The organism is Odoribacter sp. AF15-53 (assembly GCF_003479425.1).
Classification (GTDB): Bacteria; Bacteroidota; Bacteroidia; order Bacteroidales; family Marinifilaceae; genus Butyricimonas.
In genome coordinates, this window is record NZ_QUHC01000001.1 from 441,548 (window position 1) to 457,569 (window position 16,022).

Here is a 16,022-nt window from a genome sequence, read left to right on the forward strand (position 1 = left end):
GAAGGAACATAAAGGTAAAATGCCCACGGGTGAGCCGTCAAAAACGAAAGGACGTAAACGCTGGAAGGTTGCGAGACGCGTATTCGTGTACGTCGTGTTTCTGCCTGTTTTCGTGTGTTGTGCGGGTATCTTGTTCTGTAACTATCGAATTTCACAATATGCTGGAGATAAGGTTTTTGAGGATACGACACTAATACCATACAATAAAGTGGGATTGTTGCTTGGAACTTCACCCAGGGTGAAAGGAGGGAGAACGAACCTTTATTTTAAGCATCGTATTGATGCGGCGGTTGCGTTATATAACGCTGGGAAAATCAAGTATATATTAATTAGCGGGGATAATCGGCGTCACAATTATAACGAGCCTCAGGCAATGAAGGATTCACTGCTTAAAAGAGGGATTCCCAAAGAGGCGTTGGTGCTCGATTTTGCCGGATTGCGTACGCTTGATTCTGTCGTGCGTTCAAAGGAGATTTTCGGGCAGGATAGCGTGACCGTGATCTCCCAACAATTCCATAATGAACGTGCGATTTTTCTTGCCCGGCATTACGGGATTTCGGCCATAGGTTTTAATGCCTTGGATGTCAGTATAAACAAAGGCATGAAGACTCAAATCCGGGAATTATTTGCTAGAGTGAAAGTGTATCTTGATTTTTTCACGGGTAAACAACCTCGCCATTTGGGTAATCGGATTGAAATTCCGGAATAGTCTCGGAAAATTGCTCGAATTTTTTGACCAGAGAAAATACTTCTTCCCGGTTCGAGATTAATTCCGGGTGAAAGTCCGTGAGCGGGATCAAACCGCTATTGATTCCTATGATCAGGTATTGCCCGTAATAGGGAATGTCCGAATTACGTTGGAATTGTTCTTCGATATCCATGTATTGACTTAAATCCTGTATCGCTTTCCGGTTATCCAGAAGTGGCGTGAGGTCCTGAAATACTTCTTTATTATAAGTTCCCGTGGGGTAGCGCTGTGCCAAATGAATTTTTGACAGCACACGGGAAGTTTGCCATTTGGCCGGGATCTGCTGATAATTGAAACAATAAAATGCTTCTTTCTCGATCAGGCGATTGCCGGAAGGGAGACTTCGGGAAGGTTGTTCGAAGACAATGAAATTATCTCCCAAATCGTATTTCCAGGTCGTTTCTTGCGTGCAAGATTGGATATAACATTCTTTTGTCGGCGTGTAGGCGAAAGAGAATTTGGCTTTCGTGGCGAACGGGGAATTCACTTTACGGTATTTGGATAGAAGCACTTGTCGAAATAGCTGGTAATCCACGTAATCAAAGTCCATCGTTTTTAGCTCGTGGCGTTCGCCGTCAATTGTGAAGGTCCCTCTGCACGTGAGTCTTGTCTTGTAGGGATAAGCGCTGCTTTTAGTTTTGAAAGCAAACCGATAGTCGGAATTATTCGACTCCAACGGGTAGATATCATAATTGCGTATGTCGCTGAACAAGGGAGCATACAGTTGAATACTCCGCATGAATGTAAAAATCTTGCGGGTACCGATATCAAAACGGGCTTCTTCATCTGATACAAATGTCGGGTTAATCGTGTCCTTTCCGTCATTCGTGAGATTATAACTTCTGGCGACGTTGAGAGGAACGATATAAGATCGAAAATGAGTATCCCATGCACTCCGGGGTTTCACGTCCCCGGATGAGAAATAATAACCGTATTCCCGGCGGTACTCGACGGTATTGGATTCACATTCTGTAATTTTCTCGTATAAAGTTTTGCCGAAATATTTACATAGAGGAACAATATCGGGAGCCTGTTTTTTGAGTTTTAAAGCGGCCTTTTTTAAGAGTTCTTTCATGGAAATACCTTTCCCCACGGTGGTTTCATCCAGTTCATACGCTAACGGGACGAGAACTATTTTTTTCACAAGGAGTAAATCCTTCAAGCTATATTTCACGGTTTGATATCCTATACCTTGGAATTGGATCGAATCATCAGTTTGTAACTTATAGGTTCTGATGACACACTCCCCATCAATATCGGTACTCGCCAATAAGTAGTGATTTTTAGTCTCTACCGCGTATACCCCGAATTGCGCTTCCCCTTTGGTATTGACTATTTGTAAACGGATTTCTTGCGCTTGGAGTTGATTGAAGAACAGGATGGCAATCAACGATAAAACTCCCCGGATATAATAAACGGCTTTATCCATAGCATTTGATTTTGTGTTGAAAATCAAAGATAGGAAAGATTTTGGAAAAAAATATCACGACAAGATCAATCCTGTCGTGATATTTTGAAATTGTATTTTAATCTTGTTATGGCGGGTTATTTCACCCAAACATTTAAGATTTCACCGATAAACATTTTATGCATGGCTTTACCGGCCCATTGTTTTCTCAATTCCGGGTCTGAGATGCCGTCAATGTTGATGGTTTGGGAAACCATTTTGCGACATTCTATGATCATCCATGCTTCCGAGAAAGCCTTACTACCGGAAGGAGTGGTGATCGGGGTTAATCCGGCTTCTTTCACCTTATCTTTGTCTTTACCGGAATTGTGTCCGCAGTAATTTAAAGCTTCCCGGTAAGTTTCCGTGTAGAATGTCAGCGTGTAGGTGTCGCCCTTGTCCATGATATCGTACGTGTAACGTGCGGGATTGATGAAACAGAATGTAACCGGTTTGTTGTACAAGTAACCGAGACCACCCCAGCTTGCTGTCATCGGATTAAATTTCTCGTCATTACCGCCCGTGATTAACATCCAGTCTTCTGACAACATCTTGATGATGTTTCCCGGAATCTTATCGGGAGCGATACGTTTGTAACCTTGTAGGGCATCACCCGGTGCTGCTGAGATTGTAGATACGGATTGTACCGGAGTTGTTGTTTGTCCCGTGGGCGCTGTCGCGGCGGCTACCGTTGCGATATTTTGAACGCCTAGGCTTTTTTGCGCGGCTTCATTCAGGTTTTCAACCAGATCAACGGTTTTGATCCGGAATTTGGCAATCCGGTTGATCAATTTGGTTTGATCCTTATTCATGGCCTGTTTATCAGTAATCCATTCTTCTGCTGCCAACCGCTCTCTGCTATCTTCCGGGTAAAGATACGTGATGTTTGTTATTTCCACGTTGCATTTTCCGGGCAGACAAGTAAAATTCATCCGGTAATTTATTTTTGACCGGTCCAGAGAGAACGTTTTATCTGCAAAAACGAGATATTCATTGCCATAACAAGCGATTTGTCCCTCTTCCTTGTTGGAATAAGCAACCATGCCCCAGTTTCCCTTATCTGTTTTAAAACGGGTGTTTGCCCATTTCAGAATGGCATCAAAGATTTGATCTTTGGAAAGATTCGGGGCGTTGATCTCTCGGGAGAAAACAACTTTCCCGTTTACTTCAGGCACGGCTCCGACCATGTACTTGCTGTTATCCTCTTCCTGCGCGAAAGCGAACATGGGAAGAAAACAAAGAATGAGTAATAAATTCTTCATCATGATATTAAAATTTAATGTGTGTTTCAAAACTAAAAGAACAAAATCTCGCACAAACGCTTCCTCGTGATGAGCGAAGCTGCATTCAAAGTTACAGAAATATTTTATACATCAAACGAGTTAATAAATTTTAGATTTTAAATTTTGGATTTTAGATTTCAACCGCATGAGGCTGAAGCTTATTCGTTGATTTCGTGATTTCAGGTCAAGAGATTTTCCGGCGTGCGCCGTGGCGGGACAAATTCGGTCTGGCCGATGTAATATTTAGGTTGGGAGTTCCTTTTGAACTTTCGACCTATTTTCATACTTTAGCACCTTGAAATAAATGAAAAATTAGGTAATCATGAATGAAGAGGTGCTTGAAAGATTAAAAGAAGAATACGGGGAAGAGGACGATGTCATCCAGTTGTACGAGGATTGGGGAGATACGCCCTATTTACACGAGATTTTCCGTGTTTTGGACGAACACGAACCCGATTGGGCTTTGGAGCGAGAGTTGGGTAGCTGGGCGGCAGAGTTTATATTGGATATCTTGCTGGAACATGAAGAAGAGCTGGAAGGTTTGTCCGTGGAAGAGCGTGTGAAATTATTTCAGGAAGAGATCGAGGAACGTTATGCCGATTTCAAGAGTTGTCATCAATTTGCCCGTGTGAATAATCTTTCCATGCAATTCGAGGAAGATGAGAACACCGATTGTCAGGACTTGGACGAATATATCGCCGAGGATGGGGAAGAAGTAGGCTTCCCGAAATATTGAAAGCCTACATTCATAGATGGTCGATTTCCAAAATATTGAGGGAGTGTCAAAAATCCGTTTTTTCTAACTCTTCCTCTGTTTATTAGGGCACTGAAAAAGTCCCATTATTTGAACAACCACCCCTGTCCCCACCTTACACAGGCGGGAAAACTGCGTGGTAATCAACTCTCTCTCTGTGTAAGGGGGAGCCGGAGGGGGTAGTTGTTTCTATATTCTATTTGTAACATAGTCCAATAATCAATCGACAAATCAAATCTCCCCCGATAACGGTAACACAATACACGATTCCCAGTCGGTAGCCTTTCAGATTACAGGATACCTTTAAGGCTTTGAACATCAGGATGAGTACCCAAATCAGGAAAATAAACGAGAGCAGGGAAATCCATACGCTCGCCAGAAATACGGGTTGTTCCGTGATTTCTTGTAAAGGGAGCGAGGCTAGATTTATCTTTAGCATTTTCTGCATGGGAGGCAAGAATGCGAATAGGTTCATCAAGATAAAGGGTAATTGCGCGAAAGCGACCGTGCCGAACACGTCAATCAAGCGGATTCGGGAACGGGAAAACAGTAATCCTCCCAGATAGAACAAGGTGGCAGGAATCAACCATACCGTGAGATGTTCCACGGCAAAGCACCACCATGCCGGGTTGGGAGCCGGACCGAAATGTAGTAAACCGTGGTAGTGCCATTGAGAAAGGAAAGACAGGAGCGTTGAAATGATTAACCCGATAAATCCCCAGAGAAGGGCCCGGAAGCCTGCGATGCGTTCAAAAGGATTGAACCATAATTTGAGCCATTGTTTTTTCATAATGTTTCCATGTTATTCAGTTTATCAATCAGATCATCCAGTATGTTGCGAACCGTGGGATAACTAATTCCCATATTTTTAGACATATCTTTCAGGCTGCCGCTGGATTTTATAAAGTCGATAACAAATTGCTGCTCTTTTTCTGTAAGCTTGGCCAATAGGGGTAACTCAAAAGAGCCGCAAACCTCGGTCGGGCATGTTTCACAGAACAGACGTCCGACTTTCAGGGAAGCATCACAGGAGGGACATTTTAATGGTAATCGTTTTTTTAGTGTATCCATGATATAAATCGTTTATATCACAAATGTAATACAAATTTCAATATTATCAATATTGATATGAATAAAATTTAGTTATGTTTGAATATAATTAATGTGTAGATGATCTTTTTATTCATGCGATGAATTATTTTATATTCGAAAAAGAAAGGGCTACTTGAAACTCGTCAAGTAGCCCTTCGTGATATGTGAATCTAGGCTTAAGCCTCGATTTCGATCAATTTTGTTCCGGCGGTAACGGATTTTCCTTCTTGGGTAAGGATACGTTTTACTTTACCAGCGTAGTCCGTCGTGATGTTGTTTTCCATTTTCATGGCTTCCAGCACGAGAACGTTTTGTCCTTTGGTAACCACGTCACCCGGTTTCACGAGAATCTTGAAGATATTACCCGGCATCGGGGCTTCAACAACTTTTCCGGTAATCGGTTCTTCTTTCTGAACGTTAACGGTTTGTTGTGCTTCAGCCGTCTTGTGGGTAGCCATATAACGGGCTTCTTTCTGCTTGGTCAGGAAGTTTTTGGCAACAGCGGGGAAGAGTTCCATCAAAAGAACTTCTTTCTCGTTCTCGGCCAATTTCACTCCACCGAATTCAGTCAAAACAGGATTTTCCTGCATTTGATATTTTGACGTGTCATACGGGATCTCTTCGCGAGTTCCTGCAATTTTCAAACGGAATTCCGGATTTACAGGTACCGGTGTCTTTCCGTATTCACCTTTCACCAAGGCCACGAATTGGTTGGACACGTTTGAATACATCGGTTTACCGTTCTTGATATCCAAAGCGCAGTTCACGGCTTGAGCACCCACGATCTGGCTGGTCGGGGTAACCAAAGGAGGAAGACCTGCGGCTAAACGAACCGTCGGGATCAATTTCATGGCATCCTCAAGGATATCCATGGAATTTAATTGTTTCAACTGGGCAACCATGTTGGTGTACATACCTCCGGGAACCTCGGCTTTCTTTACGAGTTCGTTCGGTTTCGGGAAGTTAAAGTAAGCCTCGATTGCGTGACAAGCTTTCAACAATGCTTCTTCGTTGTTACTCTTGGCAGCGGCGATAGCATCGTCGAATAATTTATCAATGTTAGCCGGGAGCTTATCCGTGAGCGGGTTGAACGGGTTCGGGAATTGTTTAACGGCATCGTATGCTTCCAATTCTTTACGAATCGTGTACAACTCTTTGTTGATTTTGGCAACAGCCTCCATGTTGATATCCAGTTCAACGCCCAGTTTCTGGCAGAAGATGTAGATCAACTCGATAGCTGGAGCAGCCGGACCACCAGCGAAGTTCCAGATATTGGTGTCCACGATATCCACGCCGTGTATGATTGCGGAAAGAACGGCTCCAAGTCCGTATCCCGGGGTACAGTGCGTGTGGAAATCTACCGGAATCTTCAAGTTACTCTTGAATAACGGGATTAACTCGGAGATACGAGCCGGGTTAATCAATCCACTCATATCCTTGATCGTGATCATGTCGGCCCCGAGAGCTTCCATTTCTTTTGCCTTATTCAAGAAATATTCGTTCGTGAACACGGGATCAGGATTCTTTTTCCCTTTCAGTTTGTCCATCAAACTTAATTTCGGGTATTTTGGGTCGATCGTGTAACAAACGGCACAGTCAGCGATCCCACCGTATTTTTTCACGTATTTGATCGTGGCTTTCACGTTGTTCACGTCATTCAAAGCATCGAAAATACGCATGATGCCTAGACCGGATTCGATAGCATTTTTACAGAAACCCTCGATAATCTCGTCTGTGTAAGGAGCGTAACCGAATAAGTTTCGGCCTCTGGAAAGTGCGGTCAATTTGGAAACATCACCGATAACGGCTTTGATTTTTTCCAAACGATCCCACGGATTCTCGTTCAGATAACGCATTACGGAGTCGGGTACTGCTCCTCCCCATACTTCCATTGCGTAGAACTTAGCATCTTTGTAAAAAGGTAACACGCGGTCTACTTGGTTTTGGTTCATCCGGGTTGCGAATGAAGATTGTTGACCGTCTCTGAGTGTTAGATCTCTGATAAGTAATTTTCGTGCCATTTTTTATAAGAATTAATTGTTATGTGTTTTTTTATTTTATGCTCCAAATCTATTGAAAAAAATAGAGCTTTCCTAATAATATTCCTGAAATATCGCAGAAAAACTAACAAATTTTTTGATTCTTCAAAAATATGATTTTAATTTGTAACTTGAGATCGGATGTTTTGGATTGAAACACTGATCGTAATCTAATAAATTGTGTTATGGAGAAGATAGCAGTATTTCCGGGATCCTTTGATCCGTTCACGATTGGTCACGAGGAGATCGTGAAGCGTGGTTTAAAAATGTTCGATAAAATTGTTATAGCCGTGGGAATTAACGCGGTGAAAAAGGAGTTTCTGGATGTCGACACGCGTATTGCTATTATCCGCAAAGTATTCGAGGATGTTGAAGATGTCTGCGTGATGAGTTACTCGGGGCTGACAGTGGATTTCTGCGAGCAAGTGGGTGCCAGTTTTATCATTCGTGGCTTGCGTACCGCGGCGGATTTCGAGTACGAACGTGCCGTGGGACAAGCGAATAAAGCGATGGATTCGTCTGTCGAAACCGTATTCCTGTTGACTTCACCCGAACATACCTTTATCAGTTCCACGATCGTGCGTGATATCTTCATGAACGGGGGAAATGCCAATAAATTCTTACCCACGAACGTGACTACGGAAGATTTGCGGCAATAAAAAATATTTGATTGCCAATTTAAAGAAATTAGTAAGATCATAAATCATTAAATAAAGGAAATCAAAGAGGTTACAGAACCCTATAAACGGGGATAAACAGCTCTTTTGCTTGTCTATTGTCCGGTTATTTACAGACTATAGCTTGGGTTAGCCTACACTTGGCCGCCACCTAACCGCCAGTTAACCCCCATTTTAGTAGGATTTATGCTTCTTTAACTTTGTCCGACTCCGTGATAAATGTTCCTTTAATTGGTTAATCGGGAATTTGTAAAGAGAAATCGGGGGAGATTAAATATTTATCACGTGTAGAGATGCCATTAAAATGCGTTTTTTAGATTGTAGTAAATTTCAAATGAAAAAAGCCAATCGCTTTTCGATCGGCCTTTTTCTAGTGTGTGTAATTGAGTAATTGAATATTAAACGAGAGTTTTTTTATATATTGTCTATTTAGAAACTGAATCCGCTCTGGAAAATATTCGATTGGTTGTATGGAACCAATGTTCCGGAGAAGGTTAGTTCTCTGCCGCTCGTGTTGGAGCTTACCGTGGCGGTAGCGTAATTACTACCGTAACCGATACGTACGGTAACTTGTGCGAATAACGCTGCTCCCATCACATTAAAGGTGTAGGTGACATTCCCGTTTTTGTCCACGCTTTGGTGAATGCTGGAAGGCCAGCCGGTGAGCGTGACTCCTCCTAGCCCGTTCGGACCGGGGTTGAATCCGTTGAATGCCAATTGCAAGGAAACCTGGTTGTTATCCATGGCCACGAAGTTCGTGTTGTTCGTCACGGGAATTGCCATCCCGTAATTGTTGAATAACGTGTTGGCCTGCAGAACCCAACTGTTACTTTTAAGTGCTTTTACCGCATCCTGGTAGGCAATCATATTTTGTAACTGGCGTACCATTTTGTTGTGCGTGCGGATAATTTGTCTGTGGGCTTTTCTTTGTTCCCTGATCTCTTTTCTTGTTTGTGCTTGCATTGCAAAATCACTGAACAGGAATGTAGTCATTGCCAATAAAAAAATAATTTTTTTCATAGCGTCTCTTTTTTTATTTTAATCTGATTAGTTTAGTTTGTGAATTTCGATATTCCCCACCATCTCCCCTGCTAGTCTATGAAAGATTGACTGATAGAATATTCAAATTCTATGGCGTATACGTCAGGAAAATCGCAAGGGTTGTTCTTCTGTCTTTAAAAAAGATTAATTTTATATTTTGGGTTTTTGAATAAAATAAATACTTTTGAGAGCGAAATAGATACAAGATCGGTTGAAAATTGAAATATCGATAGGGTGCGTGTCATGGTTTCGGAGGTGAATAATGGAACAAGCGGATCGTATATTAGAACTTTTGCGGCAAGGTGATAAACGCGGGTTGGAGTTACTTTTCAGGTCGTTTTATCGGCCTTTGGTGATGTATGCACTGAAGTTCGTGGTTCATCAGGAGGAAGCGGAGGATATCGTGCAGGAGGTGTTCATCCGTTTCTGGGAAAAGAATAGTTTTCAGATGGTCGAACATTATCTGCGTTCGTATTTGTACCAGTCTGTGCGCAATCGTTGTATGGACGAGCTGGGAAAGATGGCGGAAGTGAAGTTGGAGGCGATGGATAGTCTTTTGGATTTTGCCGATTCGGAGATGCCGGACGAGACGGATTGGAATACCCGTATTGACGATATTTACCGGGAAATAGATAAACTACCTGATCGTACCCGTGAAATATTCGTGGCCGTGGTAATGGGTGGAAAGCGTTACAAGGAGGTCGCCGGGGATTTGAATATTTCTGTTAATACCGTGAAAACCACGCTTTCCAGGGCTTTGGTCACGTTGCGTTCCAATTTGAATGACCGGGCTTATTCTTTGATCCTTTTGTTCCTCTGATGATTTTTTCAAAATAATTCTCGTGTTTTGTCACCCATTTTTAATTTTTTCCCGTCGTAGGGTAAAATTAAAATGAGTTATTATGCGTGAATTGCCGGAAGATATCGTTCTATTGATTTTAAAATCCAGTAGGGAAGGGTTGAGCAGGGAGGAACAAGTCTTTTTGAGAGAATGGATTCAGGTACATCCGGAATGCATGGAAGAGGTGGATAAATTAAAAAGGTATGCCGGGGCGGGAAGAATTATCGGGCGATTTCGACAGGTTGATACGGATGCGGCATGGTGTCAAGTGGATCGAAAAACAACGAGAAAATCAGGCTGGGGCAGGCGACGGATTTTTGTACCTTGGCTGACAGCTGCGGCTATAATAGTGCCTTTTGTTGTCGGGATGGTGTTGTTTGATCGGTTGAGTTATAAAGGGAAAAACTTGGTGGTTTCCGAGTTGCGTGTAGAGCCGGGATCGTACAAGGCGGTTTTGAAGTTGCCCGGTGGAGAGCAGGTCGTGTTGCATGACAAGCGGGAACAGGAGATCGTGACAAAACAGGGAAATGTCGTGGCAAAGGATTCTATTAATACGTTGGTTATTCAGGGAAATGTGGCGCAAGTAGAGGTTAGTATGGTTCAGGTGCCGCAAGGTGGTGAATACCGGGTTATATTGAGCGATGGAACGAGGGTGTGGATTAATTCCGGGAGTGAATTGAGGTTCCCGACCAATTTTGAGGGGGAGGAGCGAGTGGTTGATTTAAAAGGGGAGGCTTATTTCGAGGTGACGAAGAACGTGGATCATCCTTTTATTGTCCGCACGGAAAAGTCGGCCATTCGGGTTTTGGGAACTTCTTTTAACGTGTGCAGTTACACGGATGACAAGTTTGAACAAACGACTCTGGTAAACGGGGCGGTGGAGGTTTTGTATCGAGATCAATTATATCGATTGAAACCGGGTGAACAGTTTGAGATGCAAGCCGGGAACGAATGCCCGGAGGTGAAGAAGGTGGATGTTAAACTGTACATGTCGTGGCAAGAGGGTATTTTTCGTTTTCAGGATATGCCTTTGGACGAGTTGGTGTTGAAATTACAGCGATGGTATAACGTGAATTTCTTTTTTGCCAACGAGAGTTGCCGGAAATATCATTTCACGGGGGCTATCCGGAAAGATATTGATTTTAAGGAATTTATTGATTTAATAGAACTCGTAACCAAGGTACAATTTAGTGTAAAAGAGAATACAATAATAATATCGGAAAAATGAAACGGGAAGTATGTGCATGCTTCCCGTTCCACTTTTGTTTTTCATGCTCTTTTTGGCAGGAGAGCATAAAATAGTAATAACTTAAGCTACAAATCTATGAAAAAAAAGCGAATGCTAGGGTATTGGAGCGAAAAAATACCTTACGAAAGAGTGTTGCGTGTTATGCGATTAATGTTTTTATTAACTGTCTGTATCGTGTGTCAATTATCGGCCGAGAGCTTGGCCCAGACGGTAAAATTAAAGGAACAGACACTGAAGCTGAAATCTATTTTCGAACAAGTAGAGGCGCAGACGGGAAAATTTACCTTGTTCAGTAACAACGAGCTGGATATGAATCGTGCGGTGAAACTGGATCGTCGGGAATTTACCCTAGAAGAGTTGTATCGGTTGCTGTTACGGGATACGAAATTGGAATTCGAGATAACGCGGGATTACGTGGTGATTCGTCCGGGCCGGGAGGTTGCACGGGATTCTGTCCGTAAGTTGATACAGGTGAGCGGGGTTGTCCGGGACGAGAGGCATAATCCATTGCCGGGGGTGACGGTGTTGGTGAAGGAGTTAAAGGTGGGAAGTGCCACGAATGTAAAAGGCAGGTACGCGGTCGAGGTCCCTTTGGAGCAGTTTACGCTGGTGTTTTCTTTTATCGGGATGGAGACGAAGGAAATCGCTTATGTCGGGAGAGATACTATAAATGTCGTACTGAAAGAGGAGGCCGCGGCGATAGACGAGGTGGTGGTGAACGGGTTGTTCACGCAGAACCGGAACAGTTACACGGGTTCCGTGACGACGATCAAGTCGGAAGAAATCATGCGGGTGTCTCAAACGAATCTGCTACAGGCTCTTGCCGTGTTGACTCCGGGTATGCGGATACTGGAGAATAACGAGCAAGGGTCGAACCCGAATTACGTGCCGGAGATTGTTATCCGGGGAACCTCGTCGATTTCAGCCAAGGAACAGCAGGGGTTGAACCGTCCCTTGATTATGCTGGACGGGGTGGAGATCACGCTGGAGCAGTTGTACGACTTGGATATGTTTGATATTGACCGGGTGGACGTGCTGAAAGATGCGTCGGCAACGGCGATATACGGGGATAAGGCATCGAACGGGGTGATCGTGGTGACACGGAAGCGGGTGACGGATAGTAAATTGCGGGTGCGGTATAATTTTGTGCCGAACGTGCAGTTCCCGGACGTGTCTTCATTCAATTTCTGTAACGCGGCGCAAAAGCTGGAATTGGAACGGATGTACAAGTTGTATGATTCCCCTTACGGGCAATATGACCAAGATTATTACGCGAAGCTGGAGCGGGTGAATGCCGGGGTGAACACGGATTGGGTGTCGAAACCCTTGCGCAACAGCTGGTCGTTCAATAATTCGTTGAATCTTTCCGGTAGAGGCGGTGGCTTGGATTATAGCGTGACGCTTCGTTTCAATGATACCCGGGGAGTGATGAAAGGGGATTATCGCCAGAATTACGGGGCTGCTTTTTATTTTTCTTACCGTTTGGAAGACCGGCTGACCTTGAGTTTCCGTTCCGATTGGGGAAAGACGGATTCAAAGACCTCTCCTTACGGGAACTTCGCGGATTTCGCGGTGCTGAATCCTTATGATGCGCCGAAGGACGAAGATGGAAACTGGAATAAAAAATTGTCCTGGGACAAACGGAATCCCTTGTATGATGCCACGACGAACAGCTTTGAAGAACAAATGAGCAAGACTTTCTCCAATAGCCTGACTTTCCGTCTGGATGTGATAAAAGGATTGTACATGACGGGAACTTTTAATCTCGCTTGGTCGGATGCACACAGCGAGAAGTTTGATTCCCCGGAATCTTCCACGTGGCTTGGGGTAAGCGACCCGGAACAGAAAGGAAGTTACGATGTGAGCGGTTCCAATGGGGTGTCATGGAATATGCAAACTACGGCGAGTTATAATCTCGGGTTGAACGAGGATAAATCTTCTTTGTTGACCCTTAACGTGGGGGGAAGTTTGGAAAAGAGGAAGACAAATAGTTTTTCGTTTTCGGGAGTAGGGTTTCTGAAACCGGATTTGAATGATATTTCTTTTGCATCCCGTTATCCGACCGATGGTGGTCCGGGCGGAGCGGAGAGTATTACCACGGCAGCGGGGTTGTTCGGTAACATGAACCTGATCGTGAAGAACCGGTATTTCGTGGATGCTTCGTTCCGGACTTCCGGGAACTCGAGTTACGGGACAAAGGATTTGTACTCTTCTTATTGGAGTGCCGGAATCGGGTGGAATATTCACCAGGAGAATTTCCTGAAAGATAGTTGGGTGAATTTGCTCCGGTTGAGGGGAAGTATGGGATACGTGGGAAATGGTAATTTCAGTGATATAAAACCGTACACGATTTATAAGTATAGCGTGAATAATTCTTATGCCGGGGTGGTAGGGGCACGCCCCCTGACGATGGGAAACGATGAGTTGAAGGCGGAACGGCAGTTGCAGTTGAATTTAGGAGTGTCCGCCGCGTTCCTGAACGAACGGCTGGAGGTTTCATTCGAGACTTATCGCCAGACGACGAAGGATTTGCTGCTGGATATTTCGATGCCGCCTTCTGCCGGTATATCTTCCACGAAGTCCAATTTAGGAGAGAAGTTGAATACCGGGTACGAGTGGAAGGTTTCCGGGGTGCTTATCCGGACAAATGATATGTACTGGCGGGCATCGTTGAATAGCCATCAAGCGAAAAATAAGGTACAGAAGATTAGTAACGCGTTGAAGAGAGATAGTGACGCGAACCGCGATTCTACCCAATACGTGGCTCCCAAGATCCAGTTGGAAGAGGGTGAATCGGACGACGCTATTTTCGCCGTTCGTTCCCTGGGGATCGATCCTGCCACGGGAAGGGAGATTTTCATCAAAAAAGACGGGTCGCGTACGTTCAAGTATGACCCGCAGGACAAGGTGGCACTGGGAAGTAAAACCCCGAAATTCGAGGGAAGTTTTTCCACGTCATTCACCTACAAGCGGGTATCGCTGAATCTGGCTTTGTCGTTCACCTTCGGGGGATATATTTACAATAGCACGAGGGCTTCGAAGATCGAGAATATAGATCCCAAAGCGAACGTGGATAAACGGGCTTTTACCGAAAGGTGGAAGAAGCCGGGTGATATAGTAGATTATATCACGATCGACCGCACGTATGGGTTCGCCCAGTCGGAACGTTTCGTGGAGAAAAAGAACGAGGTCAGCTTTACTTCCATCGGGGTGATGTATGACGTGAACCCGGATTGGGTAAAACGAATCGGGTTGAGAAGATTGGTACTGGGTGTGACGATATCGGATATCGGACGCATCTCGACGGTAAAATACGAAAGAGGAACGAATTATCCTTACATGAGAGGGTTCAACTTCACGGTTAGTCCGACTTTTTAACACGTGTTTAATTTAAAATAAGGGATTATGAGAAAATATATAGCAATATGGATTTTGGCGGTCATGTTAGGGGGATGTGATGATTTCCTGACCGTGCAACCGAAGTCGGACATTAAAGATTCCGATTTATTTAAAACTCCCGAAGGGTGTGAAGATGCCATATACGGGGCTTACTCGAACCTGGGAACTGATGAGGTGTACGGGCGCATGATGCGGTATTATCTTCCGGAAGCTCTGGCTCAGTCTTATAATGGTTCGAACCTTGCGTCGGCTTTGACCGATATGATGGATTATAATCATGATTTGTCAGACCCCAAGGAAGTGTATGCAACTGCTTGGGCAGGCATGTATACTGCTATCGGTTACGTGAACGACATTGTTACAAACGTGGAAAAGTACGGGAAGGACTTTAAATATCACGATTGTTATTTGGGCGAAGCGTTGGGAATGAGGGCATTCATGCATTTCGACCTGGTACGGTTGTTTGCTCCCAGTTACACTTCAAAGCCTGATGCGCAGGCTATTCCTTATGTGACCCGGTGGATGGCTAAAGTAACCCCGTTCAGTACGGTGAAAGAGGTGTACGGGAAGATTTTGTCGGATTTGAGAGAGTCGGAACGCCTGCTGGTCGCCACGGAGAAAATTATCCCCAGGGAGGATGAGAATTTCATGAAAAAGCGTAACCTGCATTTTAATCTGGATGCAGCCCGTGCCACGCTGGCTCGCGTATACTTGACGATAGGAAATTTGGATAGCGCACGGTTCTATGCGGAACAGGTTATCCTTTCTAAAAGATACGAATTGGCGGAAAATTCGGAGATGCCAAACCTCATGGCGTTTGTCGTGTCCGGGAAAGAGGCGATATGGGGAATCGAGCAACGCGACCCGATGACCGACCTGACGAAATATTTTTATACTCTCGGTACCGGTTTACGCCCGAGAACGGATATTTCATCGTTCTATGTTTCGGGAGGAACGGATAATGATTTGCGTGGGAAGTGGTTCCGGAGTAGAAAGTTTGATGATGGTGATGCCGCAAAAATCACCTATTTTTTGAAATTCTTTGACGAGGATCATTATTATAATCCGTCCGCTTCGCCTTACAAAGGTACTCCCGGGTTGAATATGATTCGTATCTCGGAAATGTATTTGATAGCGGCAGAGGGATGGATGGAAGATGATCCGGCAAAGGCGACGGCTTATTTTGATCAGATGTCAACATCCCGGGGAAGACCTTCTTTGAAAGACGCGGGGAAGACCGTGACCTTGAAGGATATCAACGAGGAACGCTACCGGGAGTTTTTCGGCGAAGGACAGGAGTGGTTCAACATGAAACGGCAGAACCGGGATTTGCTTATTTATTCCAAGCAGGAAACCGTTCCGGGTACGGACGAATTGTACACGATCACGATACCGGATGACGAGTTCGACTACCGCTATATGGATGAAGAGGAATAGTTTAATGTAATAATG

13 protein-coding genes are annotated in these 16,022 nt (G+C 44.3%); 7 read left to right on the forward strand and 6 right to left on the reverse strand.

The genetic code is table 11. The features are described 5' to 3' along the window. Positions 1–19: 19 nt before the first annotated feature. Entirely contained in the window at positions 20–709 is a 690-nt protein-coding gene (locus DWW52_RS01765; RefSeq protein WP_118714281.1) for a vancomycin high temperature exclusion protein, read from the forward strand. Here the strand turns inward: DWW52_RS01765 and DWW52_RS01770 are convergent. Together DWW52_RS01770 and DWW52_RS01775 are read right to left on the reverse strand one after the other, a co-directional pair. Continuing rightward, positions 657–2,177 carry a hypothetical protein gene (locus tag DWW52_RS01770; RefSeq protein WP_118713751.1) on the reverse strand — a complete coding sequence of 507 codons (1,521 nt, stop codon included), beginning with the start codon at positions 2,175–2,177 and terminating at the stop codon, positions 657–659. The two genes, DWW52_RS01765 and DWW52_RS01770, sit on opposite strands and share 53 nt — an antisense overlap. A 116-nt stretch (positions 2,178–2,293) precedes the next feature. Next, positions 2,294–3,460 (reverse strand): DUF4468 domain-containing protein, encoded by a 1,167-nt coding sequence (locus DWW52_RS01775; protein WP_118713752.1) that lies wholly within the window; start codon positions 3,458–3,460, stop codon positions 2,294–2,296. Between the two features lie 340 nt (positions 3,461–3,800). Between DWW52_RS01775 and DWW52_RS01780 the strand changes: the two genes are divergently transcribed. Further along, on the forward strand, positions 3,801–4,214 hold the full coding sequence (locus tag DWW52_RS01780; RefSeq protein ID WP_118713753.1) for a hypothetical protein: 414 nt from the start codon (positions 3,801–3,803) through the stop codon (positions 4,212–4,214). 214 nt (positions 4,215–4,428) lie between these two features. Here the strand turns inward: DWW52_RS01780 and DWW52_RS01785 are convergent, their stop codons facing one another. From DWW52_RS01785 to DWW52_RS01795, 3 genes are all read right to left on the reverse strand, one after another. Next, positions 4,429–5,022: a YIP1 family protein gene (locus tag DWW52_RS01785; protein WP_118713754.1), complete on the reverse strand. Its 594-nt coding sequence runs from the start codon at positions 5,020–5,022 to the stop codon at positions 4,429–4,431. After that, the gene (locus DWW52_RS01790) at positions 5,019–5,303 is read right to left on the reverse strand and encodes a DUF2089 family protein (RefSeq protein WP_118713755.1); all 285 of its coding nucleotides are present in this window, start codon (positions 5,301–5,303) and stop codon (positions 5,019–5,021) included. Before DWW52_RS01790 ends, DWW52_RS01785 begins: the two co-directional genes overlap by 4 nt. A gap of 197 nt (positions 5,304–5,500) precedes the next feature. Beyond that, positions 5,501–7,345 carry a biotin/lipoyl-containing protein gene (locus DWW52_RS01795; RefSeq protein WP_118713756.1) on the reverse strand — a complete coding sequence of 615 codons (1,845 nt, stop codon included), beginning with the start codon at positions 7,343–7,345 and terminating at the stop codon, positions 5,501–5,503. 203 nt (positions 7,346–7,548) lie between these two features. Between DWW52_RS01795 and coaD the strand changes: the two genes are divergently transcribed. Then, positions 7,549–8,022 carry a pantetheine-phosphate adenylyltransferase gene (coaD, locus tag DWW52_RS01800; RefSeq protein WP_118713757.1) on the forward strand — a complete coding sequence of 158 codons (474 nt, stop codon included), beginning with the start codon at positions 7,549–7,551 and terminating at the stop codon, positions 8,020–8,022. Positions 8,023–8,469: 447 nt separating this feature from the next. On the opposite strand, the gene DWW52_RS01805 is transcribed toward coaD, so the two are convergent. Further along, the gene (locus DWW52_RS01805) at positions 8,470–9,060 is read right to left on the reverse strand and encodes a DUF4251 domain-containing protein (protein WP_118713758.1); all 591 of its coding nucleotides are present in this window, start codon (positions 9,058–9,060) and stop codon (positions 8,470–8,472) included. A 283-nt stretch (positions 9,061–9,343) separates the two neighbouring features. Between DWW52_RS01805 and DWW52_RS01810 the strand changes: the two genes are divergently transcribed. From DWW52_RS01810 to DWW52_RS01825, 4 genes are all read left to right on the forward strand, one after another. Then, positions 9,344–9,901: an RNA polymerase sigma factor gene (locus DWW52_RS01810; RefSeq protein ID WP_118713759.1), complete on the forward strand. Its 558-nt coding sequence runs from the start codon at positions 9,344–9,346 to the stop codon at positions 9,899–9,901. Positions 9,902–9,983: 82 nt separating this feature from the next. After that, the gene (locus DWW52_RS01815) at positions 9,984–11,150 is read left to right on the forward strand and encodes a FecR family protein (protein ID WP_118713760.1); all 1,167 of its coding nucleotides are present in this window, start codon (positions 9,984–9,986) and stop codon (positions 11,148–11,150) included. A gap of 96 nt (positions 11,151–11,246) precedes the next feature. Beyond that, positions 11,247–14,549, forward strand: a complete 3,303-nt coding sequence (locus tag DWW52_RS01820; protein ID WP_118713761.1) for a SusC/RagA family TonB-linked outer membrane protein — start codon at positions 11,247–11,249, stop codon at positions 14,547–14,549. A gap of 27 nt (positions 14,550–14,576) precedes the next feature. Further along, entirely contained in the window at positions 14,577–16,007 is a 1,431-nt protein-coding gene (locus DWW52_RS01825; protein ID WP_118713762.1) for a RagB/SusD family nutrient uptake outer membrane protein, read from the forward strand. Positions 16,008–16,022 lie beyond the last annotated feature (15 nt).